This window comes from Actinomadura sp. WMMB 499 (genome assembly GCF_008824145.1).
GTDB lineage: Bacteria > Actinomycetota > Actinomycetes > Streptosporangiales > Streptosporangiaceae > Spirillospora.
Genome location: NZ_CP044407.1, coordinates 240628 through 255269 on the forward strand (window position 1 = coordinate 240628; position 14642 = coordinate 255269).

Consider the following 14642-nt stretch of genomic DNA (forward strand, 5'->3'; position numbering starts at 1 on the left):
GTGGTCCATGGCACTGGCTGAGGCGCCCGGCACGTTCGGCGGCGGGGCCCGGGCGTCCGGCCGATCCGGGCTGCTTTCCCTCGGGTCCGTCCCGCCGCCCGCGCTGATCCTGCTCGGCATCATCTCCGTGCAGGTGGGGGCCGGGCTCGCCAAGAACCTGTTCGACCGGCTCCCGCCGAGCGCCGTCGTGACGCTGCGGCTGCTCACCTCGGCGATCGTCCTGGCGTTCCTGGCGCGCAAGGCGCTGCGGACGCTCCTGCGGGACCACACCCGGCAGGACCTGGCGATCGCCGCCGGGTTCGGGCTGGCGCTCGCCGGGATGAACTTCTCGATCTACCAGTCGTTCGCCCGCATCCCGCTGGGCGTCGCGGTGACGATCGAGTTCCTGGGGCCGCTCGGCGTGGCGCTGCTCGCGTCGCGGCGGCCCCGGGACGCGCTGTGGGCGCTGCTGGCGGGCGCGGGCGTGGTCATGCTGGCCCGCGGCGGCGGCGACCTCGACCCGGTCGGCATCGCGTTCGCGCTGGTCGCCGGGGTGTGCTGGGCCGCCTACATCCTGCTGACCGCCGCGACCGGCAGGCGGTTCGCCGGGTCGTCCGGGCTGGCCGTGGCGAGCATCGTCGGCACCGCGGCCGTCCTGCCGGTGGGCGTCGCCGAGGGCGGCGCGGAGATGCTCGACCCGCGGCTGCTGCTGATCGGCCTCGGCGTCGGGCTGCTGTCGTCGGTGATCCCGTACTCGCTCGAGCTGGAGGCGCTGCGCCGCATGCCCGCGCGGGTCTTCGGCGTCCTGATGAGCCTGGAACCCGCCGCCGCCGCGCTCGTCGGCGTCGCGCTGCTCGGCGAGATCCTCAGCGGGCGGCAGTGGCTCGCCATCGTCTTCGTGGTGGCGGCGAGCGTCGGCGCCACCCGGAGCCAGCGGGACCCGCCCGAGGCGCCCGAGGCATAGCGGCCCGGAAGAACGCCCGGAGGGCGCCGGAAGAACGCCCGGAGGGCGCCGGATGGACGCGCGGACGGGGCGCGCGGTGGCGACCGCGCGCCCGGGCGTGGAAGGATCGGGACGGGACCACCTGCAATCGACCGGATTGGAGTCCGCGTGATCGGCCGGAACGAGGACCAGGGGATGCCGCCGGAGTACTTCGAGGCGGGGTCGGCGTCGTTCGTCGACTTCCTGCGCGTCCACTCCCCCGACCTGCTGCCCGTCAACCGGGTGCCGGGCGCGGGAACCGTCCCCGACCTGCCGCACGGCACGACCGTCCTGGCGCTGACCTTCGCGGGCGGCGTCATGATGGCCGGGGACCGCCGCGCCACGCAGGGCAACCGCATCGCCTACCGCGAGCTGGACAAGGTCCAGCGCGCCGACGACCACTCCGTCGTCGCGTTCGCCGGCACCGTCGGGCTGGCGCTGGAGATGGTCCGGCTGTTCCAGGTCGAGCTGGAGCACTACGAGAAGATGGAGAGCGCGCCGCTGTCGCTGCCGGGCAAGGCCCGCCGCCTCGGCGCCGTCATCCAGGCGAACCTCGCGCAGGCCATGCAGGGCCTCGCGGTCGTCCCGCTGTTCGCCGGGTACGAGGAGCGCACCGGCACCGGGCGGATCTACACCTACGACATCACCGGCGCGCCGCAGGAGGCCCGCGGCTACCACGCCGACGGGTCCGGTTCCCCGTACGCGCTGGGGGCGCTGAAGAAGCTGTACCGTCCGGACCTGTCCGAGCGGGACGCCGCGACCGTGTGCGTGCAGGCGCTCTACGACGCCGCCGACGACGACACCGCCACCGGCGGCCCGGACCGGACGCGCCGCCTCTACCCGACGGTCGCGGTGGTCACCGAGGACGGCTTCCGGGCGTTCGGCGAGGACGAGCTCGCGGCGATCGTCGACGAGGTCGTGGACGCCCGCATGGAGAACCCGGACGGCCCCGTGGCGCCGCTGCGCTGAGCCGGCAACCCCCGGATCGTCCTACGGGAAACGTCGTACCCGCCTCGTAACATCGACCGTATGGCACGGGCGAACGACGAGGCTGCGGCCCTCATCCAGGAACTGGCGGACCTGCTGTCCATCACGGGCGGCGACGCCTTCAAGATCAGGGCGTACGAGAAGTCGGCGCGGGCGATCGCCGGTCACCCCGACGACGTCTCCGGCCTCGACCTCGCCGGGCTGCGCAAGATCCCCACGGTGGGCGAGGCGATCGCCAAGAAGGTCCTCGACTACACCACCACCGGCACCATCCGGCAGGTGGAGGAGCTGCGGGCGCAGATCCCCGCGGGCGTCCGGGCGCTCACCGCGATCCCGACCCTCGGCCCGAAGAAGGCCCTCGCCGTGTACGAGGAGCTCGGCGTGTCGTCGGTGGAGGAGCTCGAGACCGCGATCGGCGAGGGGCGGCTGCGCGGCCTCAAGGGCTTCGGCGCCAAGACCGAGGAGAACATCCTGCGCGGCATCGAGCTGATGCGCGGCTCCGGGGAGCGCGTGCTCGTCGACGCCGCCGCGGGCGTCGCCGACGAGGTCGTCGACGCCCTGTCCGGGCTGCCGCAGGTGGAGCGCTGCGAGCACGCGGGCTCCCTGCGCCGGATGCGGGAGACGATCGGCGACGTGGACGTCCTGGTCGCCTCCACGGACCCGCATCCGATCATGGAGGCGTTCACGGCGCTCCCGCTCGTCCACGAGGTGATCGCGAGCGGCGACAAGAAGACCTCGATCCGCACCGCGAAGGGCCTGCAGGTCGACCTGCGGGTCGTCCCGCCCGAGTCATGGGGCGCGGCCCTGCAGTACTTCACCGGCTCCCAGGCGCACAACATCCGCACCCGCGAGATCGCCGTGAAGGCGGGGCTGAAGCTGTCGGAGTACGGCCTGTTCGACGCCGAGTCCGGGGAACTCATCGTCTCCGCGACCGAGGACGAGGTGTACGAGCGGCTCGGGCTGCCGTGGGTGCACCCGGCGCTGCGCGAGGACACCGGCGAGATCGAGGCGGCCCTCGCCGGCGGGCTCCCCCGCCTCGTCACGGTCGGCGATCTGCGCGGCGACCTGCACAGCCACACCGACCTCACCGACGGCATCGCGCCGCTGGAGGACATGGTCGCCGCCGCGGCGGACCGCGGCCTGGAGTACTACGCGATCACCGACCACGCGCCGAACCTGTTCATGCAGCGGATGACCGACGAGAAGATCCTCGCCCAGCGCGAGCAGGTCCGCGCGCTCCAGGCGTCCCACCCCGGCCTGACGCTGCTGCACGGCACCGAGCTGAACATCGACCCCGACGGGAACGTCGACTGGGACGCCGACTTCCTGGCGGGCTTCGACGTCTGCGTGGCGTCGATCCACTCGCACTTCACCCAGGACCAGGAGGCGATGACCCGCCGCCTCGTCCGCGCTTGCGAGAACCCGCACGTGCACGTCATCGGGCACCCGACCGCCCGCAGCATCGGCCGCCGCAGGCCGGTGGACGCCGACTGGGACGAGGTGTTCCGCGCGGCCGCCCGCACCGGCACCGCCATGGAGATCGACTCGTTCCCCGACCGGCTCGACCTGCCCGCCGACCTGATCCGCCGCGCGAAGCGCCTCGGCGTCCGCTTCTCCGTCGACACCGACGCCCACTCGATCGGCCACCACCGCAACATCCGCTACGGCGTCGGCACCGCCCAGCGCGGCTGGCTCACCCCGGACGACGTGATCAACACCTGGCCGCTCGAGCGGCTCCGCGAGTTCCTCCGCAAGAACTGAGCCGCCCGTCGGCCCGTCCGCCGGACGAGGGTCGGGCGGGGCGAGGGTCAGGCGGGCTGCTTGGCCTGGACGGCCGGTTCGACGGGCCCGGACGCCGTGCCGTCCACCGCGCGCGGCCCGCGGTCGCGGAGGGCGAGGAACAGGCGGAGCGCGACCACCCACATCAGGACCGCGCCGAGCATGTGCAGAACGACCAGGACGGCGGGGACACCGAGCCAGTACTGGACGTACCCGAGCGCGCCCTGCGCGACAATGAGGGCGAGCAGTTCGTGGACGCGGCGGCGGGCCGCGGCGGGCGCGCCCGTCCGGTGCAGCGCGACGGCCATGGCGACGACCAGCGCGCAGGTGACCCACGCCATGAGGCTGTGCACCCGCGTCACGTCGGTGATCTCGAAGCCGTAGCGGCGCGACGACGCGTCGCCGGCGTGCGGGCCGGTGCCGGTGACGACGGTGCCCGCGACGAGGACGACGGCGCACGCGGCCAGGAGCGCGCCGCCGAGGGCGCGGACCCACGCGGGGGCGAGCGGGCGGGCCGGCTCGTCCCCCTCGCCCGCGCGGACCCACAGCGCCACGCAGAAGACGAGCAGTGCCGGGGACACGAGGAAGTGCAGGCCGACGGCGGCCGGATGCAGCTCGGTCAGCACGACGATGCCGCCGATGATCGCCTGCGCGACGACGCTCATCGGCTGTGCGAGCGCCCACCAGATCAGGTCCTTGCGGCGCGGCGCGAGCCGGAGCGCCGCGACGAACACGAGCATCCCGACGGCCAGCACCACGAAGGTGATCATCCGGTTGCCGAACTCGATCGCCATGTTGATGAGCTCGTGCTCGGGATGCGGCGTGGGCACGAGGCTGTCGCCGGTGCACTTGGGCCATTCGGGGCAGCCGAGCCCGGACTCGGTGACGCGGACGGCGCCGCCGCTGACGACGATCAGCACGTTGCCGATGACGCCGAGCAGCGCGAGCAGCCGGAACGAACCCGCCGTCGGGCGCCACACGGCGTCCCTCGCACGGATCAACGGGCCCGGGGTCGACTCTCGCTCTGCCACGCCGACCATGCTATGGCCGCCCCCGCGCACCCGTGACACACCCCCCGCCCAGGTAAGCCGGTCAGCTGCGCGGTCAGCTCGGCCGGTCACGTTTCCGCAGGTCGGGCGGGAGGAAGCCGGACGGCCCGCGCGGGGCCCACGGCGGGCCCCCGGCCGGGGCGGCGCGGGGCATCTGCGGGGTGCGCAGGAACGCGTGCCTGGCCAGCGCCATCAGGTTGAGCAGGGCGTCGCGGCGGGCCGTGAACCAGCGCGGGTCGGCGACGCCGCGGTCGGCGCGCTTGTGCAGCAGCGCGAGCTCGGTGGCGGCGAGCTGGTAGTCGGTCATGGCGCGGCCCGCGGCCGGGCCGCCGACCGCGCGGGCCCAGCGGCGGGCTGCGCGGCGGGCCGGGATGGACCGCAGCATCCGCACGTCCGCGTCGGTGACCAGCCCGGTCGCGGCGTACAGCGGCAGGTAAGCCTCGATGCGGCGGACGGTGCTGCGGCGTTCGACGGCGACGATCGCGATGAGGCCGAGGAGGATGCAGAAGTCCAGCAGGTAGACGACGCCCAGCCCGCCCAGGCCCGTGGCCGCGGCGCCGTTCCACAGGCCGTGCAGGACCATCGCGCCCAGCAGCCCGGCGGCGGGCGCGAGGAGCTGGCCGCGGCGGTGGGTGGCGGCGTAGGCGACGCCGAGGCCGGTCATCGCGGTGAACAGGGGGTGGCTGAGCGGCATGACGAGGCCGCGCAGGATGAACACCGCCTGGAGCTGCTGGGCGCCGCCCTCCTCGAACGCCCGCATGTAGTAGGTGATGTTCTCCATCATCGCGAAGCCGAGGCCGACCAGCGCGGCGTAGATCAGCCCGTCGGCGAACCCGTCGATCTCGTTGCGGCGCAGCCACAGCATGCCGAACAGGACGGCGCCCTTGAGCGTCTCCTCGATGACCGGAGCGCCGAACGTGGCGCTGACGAAGTGGCCGTCCACCTCGCCGAAGATCGGGACGGTGACGTACAGCAGCCCGGCGGTGTTGAGGAGCAGGGCGCCCAGGACGGCGACGCCCGCGCCCCACATGAACGCGAAGACGAGCGCCCGGGGCGGCTCGGGCTCCAGCCGGTCGAGGGCGAGCGCGAGCGCGATCAGCGGCGGGATCGGCAGCACCGCCAGCAGCAGGCCGACCCAGAAGCCGCTCTCCCCGGAGAGGAGGTCGAAGCCGAGGGCGGCCACCGCGCACAGCCCGGAGACCGTGAGCCCGGCGATCAGGCCGACCGGTGGCCGTCCCGGGATCCGCCCCTCGAGCACCGCCTTCGGGTCCACACGCGCCATGACGCGAGCGTAACCGGCCCCCGGTCACGACGCCGAGACGAGAGGGTCACGGCCGGTGATCGTGTCGACCGGAGCCCGCGGCCCGCTCTCCCCGGGACCCTTCACGGGCGGCCGAGCGGGACGGGCGGGTCAGTGCAGCAGCGGGTCGATGGAGACGGCGGTGAACAGCAGCGCCAGGTACACGTTCGACAGGTGGAAGAACCGCATGGGGCGCAGGTGAACGCCCGTGACCCCCTGGCGGACGGCGTTCAGCAGGCGGTGCCCCTCGGCAAGGAACACGAGTCCGAGCACGACGGCGACCGCACCGTACACGGGGGTCATTCCGCCGACCGGCCACAGCAGCAGCGAGCACGCGACGGTCGCGTAGGTGTAGAGGAGGCTCTCCACGATGACGCGCCGCTCGCCCTTGACGACCGGCAGCATCGGGACGTTGGCGACCGCGTAGTCCTCGCGGTAGCGCATCGCGAGGGTCCACGTGTGCGGCGGCGTCCAGAGGAACACGACGCCGAACAGGACGAACGGCGTCCACGAGATCTCGTCGGTGACGGCCGTCCAGCCGATGAGGACGGGCATGCAGCCGGCGATGCCGCCCCACACGACGTTCTGCGAGGTGCGCCGCTTGAGCAGCAGCGAGTACACGAAGACGTAGAACAGGATCGCGAACAGCGATCCGGCCGCGGCGCGCAGGTTGACGGCGAGCGCGAACCCGGCCGTGGACACCACGGCGAGGGTGATCCCGAACACGAGGGCGCGGGCGGGGGTGACCTGGGCGCGGGCCAGCGGACGTCGCCGGGTGCGGCGCATCTTGGCGTCGATGTCCCGGTCGATGTAGCAGTTGATCGCGTTGGCGGCGCCGGCGGACATCGTCCCGAACGCCAGCGTCAGCAGCACCGTCGACAGCGGCGGCACGCCCCCGGCCGCCAGGAACATCACCGGCAGCGTCGTGATCAAGAGCAGCTCGATCACGCGCGGCTTGGTGAGCGCGACGTAGGCGCGCACGCTCTCGCCGATCGACCGGCCCGCGGCCGGCTCGGCCGTCGCCGGCTCGGGGGAGCGACCGGCATGTGCTCGTCGAGCTCCACCCCGCGCTTGTTACTGAGCACCGTCACAATCGGGTCCACGTCCAACTAGGCATGAGTAGTCGCGTACCAACTCGGCGGTGCCCCCGTGTTCGGGCCGACCCTCGGCTGGGTGCGACTTTCGGCTTGGCGAATACGGCGGCCGCTCGTCGTCAACCGCGCAATCACTGTAGTCCGACCCCTCCGGAGGTCGCGCACCGGGTCGCCTGACGCGCCGTGACCGGCGTGTCGGCACCGCTCCGCGCCCCCGGGCCGCCCCCTCCCCGCACCCGTTCCCGCGCCCGGCTCACCGCCCGATTCCCCCGCCGGATCCCCCTGACGGGTGGGTTAGCGAAGGGCCGATCGGGCAAGGGTGCAAGGAGCGGCCCGGCCCCCGCCGGAGCCCGCTCGCGAGCGGCCGGTCGACGGCGGGCACGGCGGGTGCGGCTACTGCCGCGCGCACGAGAACGTGCAGAAGAAGGGCCGGATGGCAAGGACCGGACGTGTGCGCGCTCACGCGTGGGCCGACCGCCCGCGCGATAGGCTCGAATCGGGCACGGCGTGATCTTCGGCCGGGCGTCCTGCCCACTGCGCGCCGCTCCGCTAGGGAGCGCGGCGTTTCGCCGCACGTCGATTCGCCGTACGGCGCGATCATGTACATAGAGCGGTTTCGAGAGGAGCCTGGCGTTCCGTGACTAGGGACAACAGCACGTTTGAATGGTCTGACCTGGACCGGCGGGCGGTGGACACAGTCCGCGCCCTGGCCATGGACGCGGTCGAGGAGGCCGGTTCGGGCCATCCCGGTACCGCCATGAGCCTGGCCCCCGCCGCGTACCTGCTCTTCCAGCGGTTCCTTCGGCACGACCCGACCGACCCCGACTGGGCGGGCCGCGACAGGTTCGTGCTGTCGTGCGGGCATTCCAGCCTCACCCTTTACATCCAGCTGTACCTTTCGGGCTACCCGCTGACGCTGGACGAGCTGAAGGCGCTGCGCAAGTGGGGCAGCCTGACTCCGGGGCACCCGGAGCACGGGCACACGGCCGGTGTGGAGACGACCACCGGCCCGCTCGGCCAGGGCATCGCGAACGCCGTCGGCATGGCGATGGCGGCGCGCCGCGAGCGCGGGCTGTTCGACCCCGACGCCGCGCAGGGCGAGTCCCCCTTCGACCACACCATCTGGGCGTTCTGCTCCGACGGCGACATCGAGGAGGGCATCAGCCACGAGGCGAGCGCGCTCGCGGCCCACCAGCGGCTCGGGAACCTGGTGCTGCTGTGGGACGACAACCACATCTCGATCGAGGACGACACCGCGATCGCGCTGTCGGAGGACGTGCGGGCCCGCTACGAGGCCTACGGCTGGGACGTCCACACGGTCGACTGGACGGAGAACGGCGACTACGAGGAGAACGTCGGGAAGCTGGCGGCGGCGTTCGCCGCCGCGCGGGCCGAGACGTCCCGCCCGTCCTTCGTCGCGCTGCGCACGATCATCGGCTGGCCGGCGCCGAACAAGAAGAACACCGGCAAGGCGCACGGCTCGGCGCTGGGCGCCGAGGAGGTCGCGGCGACCAAGAAGATCCTCGGGCTGGACCCGGCGGAGAGCTTCCACGTGCCCGAGGACGTCTTGGAGCACGCCCGCGCCGTGTCCGACCGGGGGCGCGAGGCCCACGCGCGGTGGAACGAGCGGTTCCAGGCGTGGCGGAAGGCGAACTCCGAGCGGGCCGCCGAGTTCGACCGGATCTCCGAGCGCACCCTGCCGTCCGGGTGGGAGAAGGCGCTGCCGTCCTTCCCGGCGGGCAAGGAGATCGCGACCCGCGCCGCGTCCGGCGAGGTGCTGGCCGCGCTGGCGCCGGTACTGCCCGAACTGTGGGGCGGTTCGGCCGACCTGGCCGAGAGCAACAACACGACGATGAAGGGCGAGCCGTCCTTCATCCCCGAGGAGTTCCAGACCAAGGAGTTCCCCGGCGGCCCGTACGGGCGGACGCTGCACTTCGGCGTGCGCGAGCACGCGATGGCCGCGATCTGCAACGGCATCGCGTTGCACGGCGGCACGCGTCCCTACGGCGGCACGTTCCTGGTGTTCAGCGACTACATGCGCCCGGCGGTGCGGCTGGCCGCGCTGATGAAGCTGCCGGTGACGTTCGTGTGGACGCACGACTCGATCGGCCTCGGCGAGGACGGCCCGACGCACCAGCCCGTCGAGCACCTGTGGGCGCTGCGGGCGATCCCCGGCCTGGACGTCGTCCGCCCGGCGGACGCCGCCGAGACGGTCGTCGCGTGGCGGACGATCCTGGAGCACCGCGACCGTCCGGCGGGCCTGGCGCTGACCCGACAGAAGCTGGCGACGCTGGACCGGAGCGGCGAGCTGGCCACGGCCGACTGCACCGCGAAGGGCGGCTACGTGCTGGCGGACGCGACCGACGGCCGCCCCGACGTGATCATCATCGCGACCGGCAGCGAGGTGCCGCTGGCGCTGGAGGCGCGCGAGGCGCTGCAGGCCAAGGGCACCCCGGCCCGGGTCGTGTCGATGCCGTGCGTGGAGTGGTTCGAGGCGCAGACGGACGCCTACAAGCAGCAGGTACTGCCGCCCGGGGTGCGGGCCCGCGTGTCGGTGGAGGCCGGGGTCTCGCTGGGCTGGCGGACCTACATCGGCGACGCCGGCGAGTCGGTGAGCCTGGAGCACTTCGGCGCGTCGGCGGACTACAAGACGCTGTTCCGGCAGTTCGGGATCACCGCCGACCGGGTCGTCGCGGCGGCCGAGGCCAGCCTGATCAAGGCGAGCGTGAAGCACGCGGGCCGCGGCGAGACCACCGGCAACTGACCCCCGGGCCTCGCGGAACTCGATGACGAGGGAGAAAGCGGAGCGATGAGTGAGATTCTGAAGCGGCTCTCCGACGAGGGCGTGTCGATCTGGCTGGACGACATCAGCCGCGAGCGGCTGCGCACCGGCGACCTCGAGGACCTGGTGAAGGAGAGCCACGTCGTCGGCGTCACCTCCAACCCGACGATCTTCGCCAAGGCGCTGAGCAAGGGCACCGCCTACGACGCCCAGGTCCGCGACCTGGCCGTGCGCGGCGTCGACGTCGAGGAGGCGTCCCGCGCGATCACCACCTACGACATCCGGTGGGGCTGCGACGTGCTGCGTCCGGTGTACGACCGGACGGCGGGGCTGGACGGCCGCGTGTCGCTCGAGGTGGACCCGCGGCTGGCGCGCGACACCGAGCGGACGATCGCCGAGGCGCGGGCGCTGTGGTGGATGGTGGACCGGCCGAACCTGTTCATCAAGATCCCGGCGACCGAGGAGGGGCTGCCGGCGATCACGGCGGCGCTGGCCGAGGGGATCAGCGTGAACGTGACGCTGATCTTCTCGCTGGAGCGCTACGGCAAGGTGATCGACGCGTTCTTCGCCGGCCTGGAGCAGGCCCGGGAGAACGGGCGCGACCTGACGAAGATCGCGTCGGTGGCGTCGTTCTTCGTCAGCCGGGTCGACACCGAGATCGACAAGCGGCTCGACAAGATCGGCTCGGACGGCGCGAAGGCGCTGCGCTCGAAGGCGGGCCTGGCCAACGCGCGGCTCGCGTACGCGCTGTTCGAGGAGAAGTTCGGCACCGAGCGGTGGACGTCGCTGAAGAACGCGGGGGCCCGTCCGCAGCGTCCGCTGTGGGCGTCGACCGGCGTGAAGGACCCCGACCTCAACGACACGCTGTACGTGGACGAGCTGGTCGCGCCGGGCACCGTGAACACGATGCCGGAGGCCACGCTGGTGGCCGAGGCCGACCACGGCCAGGTGCGCGGGGACACGATCCGCGGCACCTACGACGACGCCCGCGCGCACATGGCGGCGCTGAAGGACGCCGGCGTGGACTACGACGACGTCGTGCGGGTGCTGGAGGACGAGGGCGTCGAGAAGTTCGCGGCGTCCTGGAAAGAGCTGCTCGACTCCATCGCCGGCGAGCTGGAGAGCAAGAGGGCCGGCGCGTGACGTCGGTGGTGACCGCCGGGGGGATCTCGGTCACCATCCGCGGCGCCGTCGTCGACGAGGGCGAGACAGTCCTGGACCGTCTCGTCTCCGACGGCGTGCCCGGGGCCCTCGCGTCCCGCAACTCGCACCTGTGGGGCCCGGACGCGGCCCGGACGGCGGCCCGCCGGCTCGGCTGGCTCGGGCTGCCGGACACCGCGCGTTCCCTGCCGGCCCGGCTGTCCGGGCCGGCGGGGTTCGCCCGCGACGCCGGTCTCGACCGGGTCGTGCTGATCGCGTCCGGCGGGCCGGCGCGGGCCGCCGAGGCGGTCCGCGCCTCGGCGGGAGCCGAGCTGACCGTCCTGTCCTCCACCGACCCGCACGAGGTACGGGGCGCCCTCGCGGGCGACCCGCACCGCACGCTCGTCGTGGTGGTCGACGACCCGGCCGGGGACGGCGGCGCCGACGGGGGCACCGGGGTGGACGCGCTGCGGCGCGTCTTCGAGCGGGCGTTGCGGGACGCGGGCCTCGCCGGTGCCGATCTCGCGCGGCGGTTCGTCGTCGTGGCGGCGTCCGGGTCGGCGGCGGAGCGCGCCGCCCGGGAGGCCGGGCACCACGTCGTCGAGGCGGAGCCGGACGTCGACGGACGGTACGCGGCGCTGGACGCGCGCTCGCTGACGGCGCCCGCGCTGGCGGGCGCCGACGTCGGGGCCCTGCTCGACCAGGCCGCCGCACTGGCGGCGACGCTGCGGCAGCCCTACGACAACCCGGCGCTGGCGCTGGGCGCCGCGCTGGGGTCGTCCGCGCTCGGCGGGCGCGACAAGCTCGTGATCGCCGACCACGGGTCGGGGCTGGCGGGGTTCGGGGCGTGGGCGGAGCAGCTGGTGGCCGGGGCGCTCGGCAAGGACGGCCGCGGGCTGCTGCCGGTCGTGGTGGAGGACGTCGAGGCGCCCGGCTTCGACCTGGCGGGCGACATGCGGCGGGTCATCCTGGGCCGCCGCCCGGACGAGCCCGGTCCCGGCCGCGAGGCGGGGATCAGCGTCGCCGGGCCGCTCGGCGCCCAGTTCCTGCTGTGGGAGTGCGCGGTGGCGGTGGCGGCCCGCGTGCTCGGCGTCGACCCGTTCGCCGAGCCCGACGTGCTTGAGTCGGCCGGGAGCACCGCGGCGCTGCTGCGCTCGGAGGAGGGCACGGCGCCGACGGTCGTGCGGCGCCCGCCCGTGCTGGTCGAGGGCGCGGTGGAGGTGCACGCGCGGGAGGACGCGCTGAAGGGCGCGGCGACCCTCGCGGGGGCGCTGGAGGCCGTCCTGGAGGCCGTTCCGGACGGCGGCTATCTCGCCGTCCTCGGCTTCCTGGACCGGTGCGGCGACGCGGAGGCGGCGGGGCTGCGGCCGCTGCTGGCGGCGCGGGCGGCGAAGGTGCGCAGGCGTCCGGTGCCGGTGACGTTCGGCTGGGGCCCCGAGCACCTGCACGCGACCGGCCAGTTCCACAAGGGCGGCCCGCGGAACGGGGCGTTCTTGCAGGTCACGGGTGCGGTCAGGGCGGACCTGCCGGTGCCCGGACGGCCGTACAGCCTCGGCGAGCTGCAGCTGGCGCAGGCGTTCGGCGATCTGCGGGTGCTGCGGTCGCTGGGACGTCCGGCGGTCCGGCTGCACCTCCGCGATCGGGCCGAGGGCCTGGCGCAACTCGCCGACGCGCTGTCCTGAGCGATCGGCCGGGCATCGTCCCGGAGTCATTTCGCCGTGAGGCGCGCTACTCTGTCCCGCGCCGCCCTGATCGTCACGGCACTTCGGAAGATCAACGGAGATGGTCGCCAACGACCGTTCTCTCCTGAAACGATGGGGACAGGCAGGAGGGAACGTGTCCGGATTCGACGTACTGACCCGCGGTGACGTGCTGGACTCGGCGTTGCAGGCGCGGGACTATCTGGTGAGCTGCGGGGTTCCCGGCGCGCTGGCCGCCAAGGACCCCGAGTTGTGGGGGCGGCGCGCGGTCGACCACAGCCGGCTGGGCTGGCTCGACCTGCCGTTCGCGTCCCGCGGGCTGCTGAACCAGGTGGACGGCCTGGTCGCCGAGGCGCGCTACTCCGGTCTCGACCACATCGTGCTGATCGGCGTCGGGGCGGAGAGCTACGCCGCGCAGGCGATCATGGAGGCGCACGCGGCGGGCGGCGCCGCGGCGGGACGGCCGGGCGCGCCGGACCGTCCGGCCGGGGAGCTGACCGTGCTGGACGGCAGCGACACCGCGGCGCTCGCGTTCGCGATGGAGCGGCTGGACCGGACGCTCGTGGTGCTGGCGAGCAAGGCGGGCGTGTCCCTGGAGGGGGACGCCTACCGGCGGATCTTCGTGGGCGCGTTCCGCGAGCTCGGGATGTCGGACCGGGAGATCGCGAGCCGCTTCCTGGTGATCACCGACCACGGCAGCCCGCTGCACGACTTCGCCCGGCAGAACGGCTACCGGATCGGGCTGACCGACCCGTACCTGCCGGGGCATTTCGGCGCGCTGTCGGCGTACGGGCTGGTCCCGGCGGTGCTGGCGGGCGCCGACGCGAACACGCTGCTGGAGGACGCGGCGTCGCTGGTGCCGTCGCTGTCCAAGGAGGAGGACAACCCGGGGCTGCTGCTCGGCGCGGTGCTGGGCGGCTGCGCGCAGCAGGGCCCGGGCGGGATCGCGCGCGACAAGGTGGTGCTGCGCGAGCCGGGCGGGCCGGGCGCGCTGAGCGCGTGGGTGTCGCAGCTGCTGGCGGTCGGCACCGGGCGGCGGGGCCGCGGCGTGGTGGCGTTCGAGCCGTCCGGCTGCCGGGGATCGTTCCCCGACGTGCACGGCGTGGCTTTGAACCCGCCGTCGGCGGCGCACGACGACTCCGACACCGCCGTGCTGGCGCCGGTCGGCGCGCAGTTCCTGCTGTGGGAGTACGCGACGGCCGTGGCCGGATGGCTGCTCGGGGTGAACCCGTTCGAGACCGGCGCCACGGCGGTGGCGGAGGCCGAGGACGACGCGGCGACGCTGCTGCGCGCGGCGGGCGGGGGCCCGCTGACGCCGGAGCGTCCGGCCTACACCGAGAGCGGCATCGAGGTGTACACCGACTTCCCGTGGCCCGCGCACGCGGACCTGCGGACCGTCCTCGGCGGGCTGGTCGGCTCGGTGCCCGCCGACGGCTACCTCGCGGTGATGACGTACCTGTCGGGCGACTTCTCCGGCCGCTACCTGGCGCCGTCGCTGGCCCGCGCGTCGGGACGTCCGGTGGCCTACGGCCCGGGGCCCGCCTACCCGCACGCGACGGCTCCGGTCCACAAGGAGGGGCCGGGGAACGGCGCGTTCCTGATCATCACCGGGGACCCGGTGCCGGGCGACGCGCTCGCCGCGCACCCCGTCCCGGGCCGCCCCTACAGCCTGGCGCAGCTGCGGCTGGCGCGCGCGCTGGGCGAGCTGCGCGCGCTGCGGGCGCGCAGGCTGCCGGTGATCCGGCTGCACCTGCGCGACCCGGTGGAGGGCGCCGGGCTACTCACCGAGGCGGTCCGCGACGTCGCGTCGATGGTCTCGGCGGGTCGGGGGCAGTGAGCCCGGGACCGGT

At 73.9% G+C, this 14642-nt stretch carries 10 protein-coding genes; 7 read left to right on the forward strand and 3 right to left on the reverse strand.

The genetic code is table 11. The annotated features are described in order from the left end of the window. The first annotated feature begins 7 nt into the window (after nucleotides 1-7). The 3 genes from F7P10_RS01170 to polX all read left to right on the forward strand — a co-directional run bounded on the left by F7P10_RS01170 (nucleotide 8) and on the right by polX (nucleotide 3709). A complete protein-coding gene (locus tag F7P10_RS01170) occupies nucleotides 8-943 on the forward strand; it encodes a DMT family transporter (protein ID WP_151007659.1) in 936 nt (311 codons plus the stop codon). A gap of 147 nt (nucleotides 944-1090) precedes the next feature. Next, complete coding sequence (gene prcB / locus F7P10_RS01175) at nucleotides 1091-1930, forward strand: proteasome subunit beta (protein WP_151007660.1); 840 nt, start codon at nucleotides 1091-1093, stop codon at nucleotides 1928-1930. A gap of 60 nt (nucleotides 1931-1990) precedes the next feature. Next, the gene (polX, locus tag F7P10_RS01180) at nucleotides 1991-3709 is read left to right on the forward strand and encodes a DNA polymerase/3'-5' exonuclease PolX (RefSeq protein ID WP_151007661.1); all 1719 of its coding nucleotides are present in this window, start codon (nucleotides 1991-1993) and stop codon (nucleotides 3707-3709) included. Nucleotides 3710-3756: 47 nt separating this feature from the next. Here polX and F7P10_RS01185 read toward each other — a convergent pair whose 3' ends face one another. The 3 genes from F7P10_RS01185 to F7P10_RS01195 all read right to left on the reverse strand — a co-directional run bounded on the left by F7P10_RS01185 (nucleotide 3757) and on the right by F7P10_RS01195 (nucleotide 7069). Next, a complete protein-coding gene (locus F7P10_RS01185; protein ID WP_254716344.1) occupies nucleotides 3757-4758 on the reverse strand; it encodes a heme A synthase in 1002 nt (333 codons plus the stop codon). Between the two features lie 73 nt (nucleotides 4759-4831). Continuing rightward, nucleotides 4832-6058, reverse strand: a complete 1227-nt coding sequence (locus tag F7P10_RS01190; RefSeq protein ID WP_151007663.1) for a PrsW family intramembrane metalloprotease — start codon at nucleotides 6056-6058, stop codon at nucleotides 4832-4834. A gap of 129 nt (nucleotides 6059-6187) precedes the next feature. Continuing rightward, on the reverse strand, nucleotides 6188-7069 hold the full coding sequence (locus F7P10_RS01195) for a heme o synthase (protein WP_151007664.1): 882 nt from the start codon (nucleotides 7067-7069) through the stop codon (nucleotides 6188-6190). A gap of 813 nt (nucleotides 7070-7882) precedes the next feature. Here F7P10_RS01195 and tkt point away from each other — a divergent pair. The 4 genes from tkt (at nucleotide 7883) to F7P10_RS01215 (ending at nucleotide 14629) form a co-directional block, all read left to right on the forward strand. Then, nucleotides 7883-9934 (forward strand): transketolase, encoded by a 2052-nt coding sequence (tkt, locus tag F7P10_RS01200; protein ID WP_254716872.1) that lies wholly within the window; start codon nucleotides 7883-7885, stop codon nucleotides 9932-9934. Between the two features lie 45 nt (nucleotides 9935-9979). Next, nucleotides 9980-11095: a transaldolase gene (gene tal, locus F7P10_RS01205; protein ID WP_151007666.1), complete on the forward strand. Its 1116-nt coding sequence runs from the start codon at nucleotides 9980-9982 to the stop codon at nucleotides 11093-11095. Then, nucleotides 11092-12774 carry a glucose-6-phosphate isomerase gene (locus F7P10_RS01210; RefSeq protein WP_151007667.1) on the forward strand — a complete coding sequence of 561 codons (1683 nt, stop codon included), beginning with the start codon at nucleotides 11092-11094 and terminating at the stop codon, nucleotides 12772-12774. Before tal ends, F7P10_RS01210 begins: the two co-directional genes overlap by 4 nt. A 154-nt stretch (nucleotides 12775-12928) precedes the next feature. Further along, nucleotides 12929-14629 carry a phosphoheptose isomerase gene (locus F7P10_RS01215; protein ID WP_151007668.1) on the forward strand — a complete coding sequence of 567 codons (1701 nt, stop codon included), beginning with the start codon at nucleotides 12929-12931 and terminating at the stop codon, nucleotides 14627-14629. Nucleotides 14630-14642 lie beyond the last annotated feature (13 nt).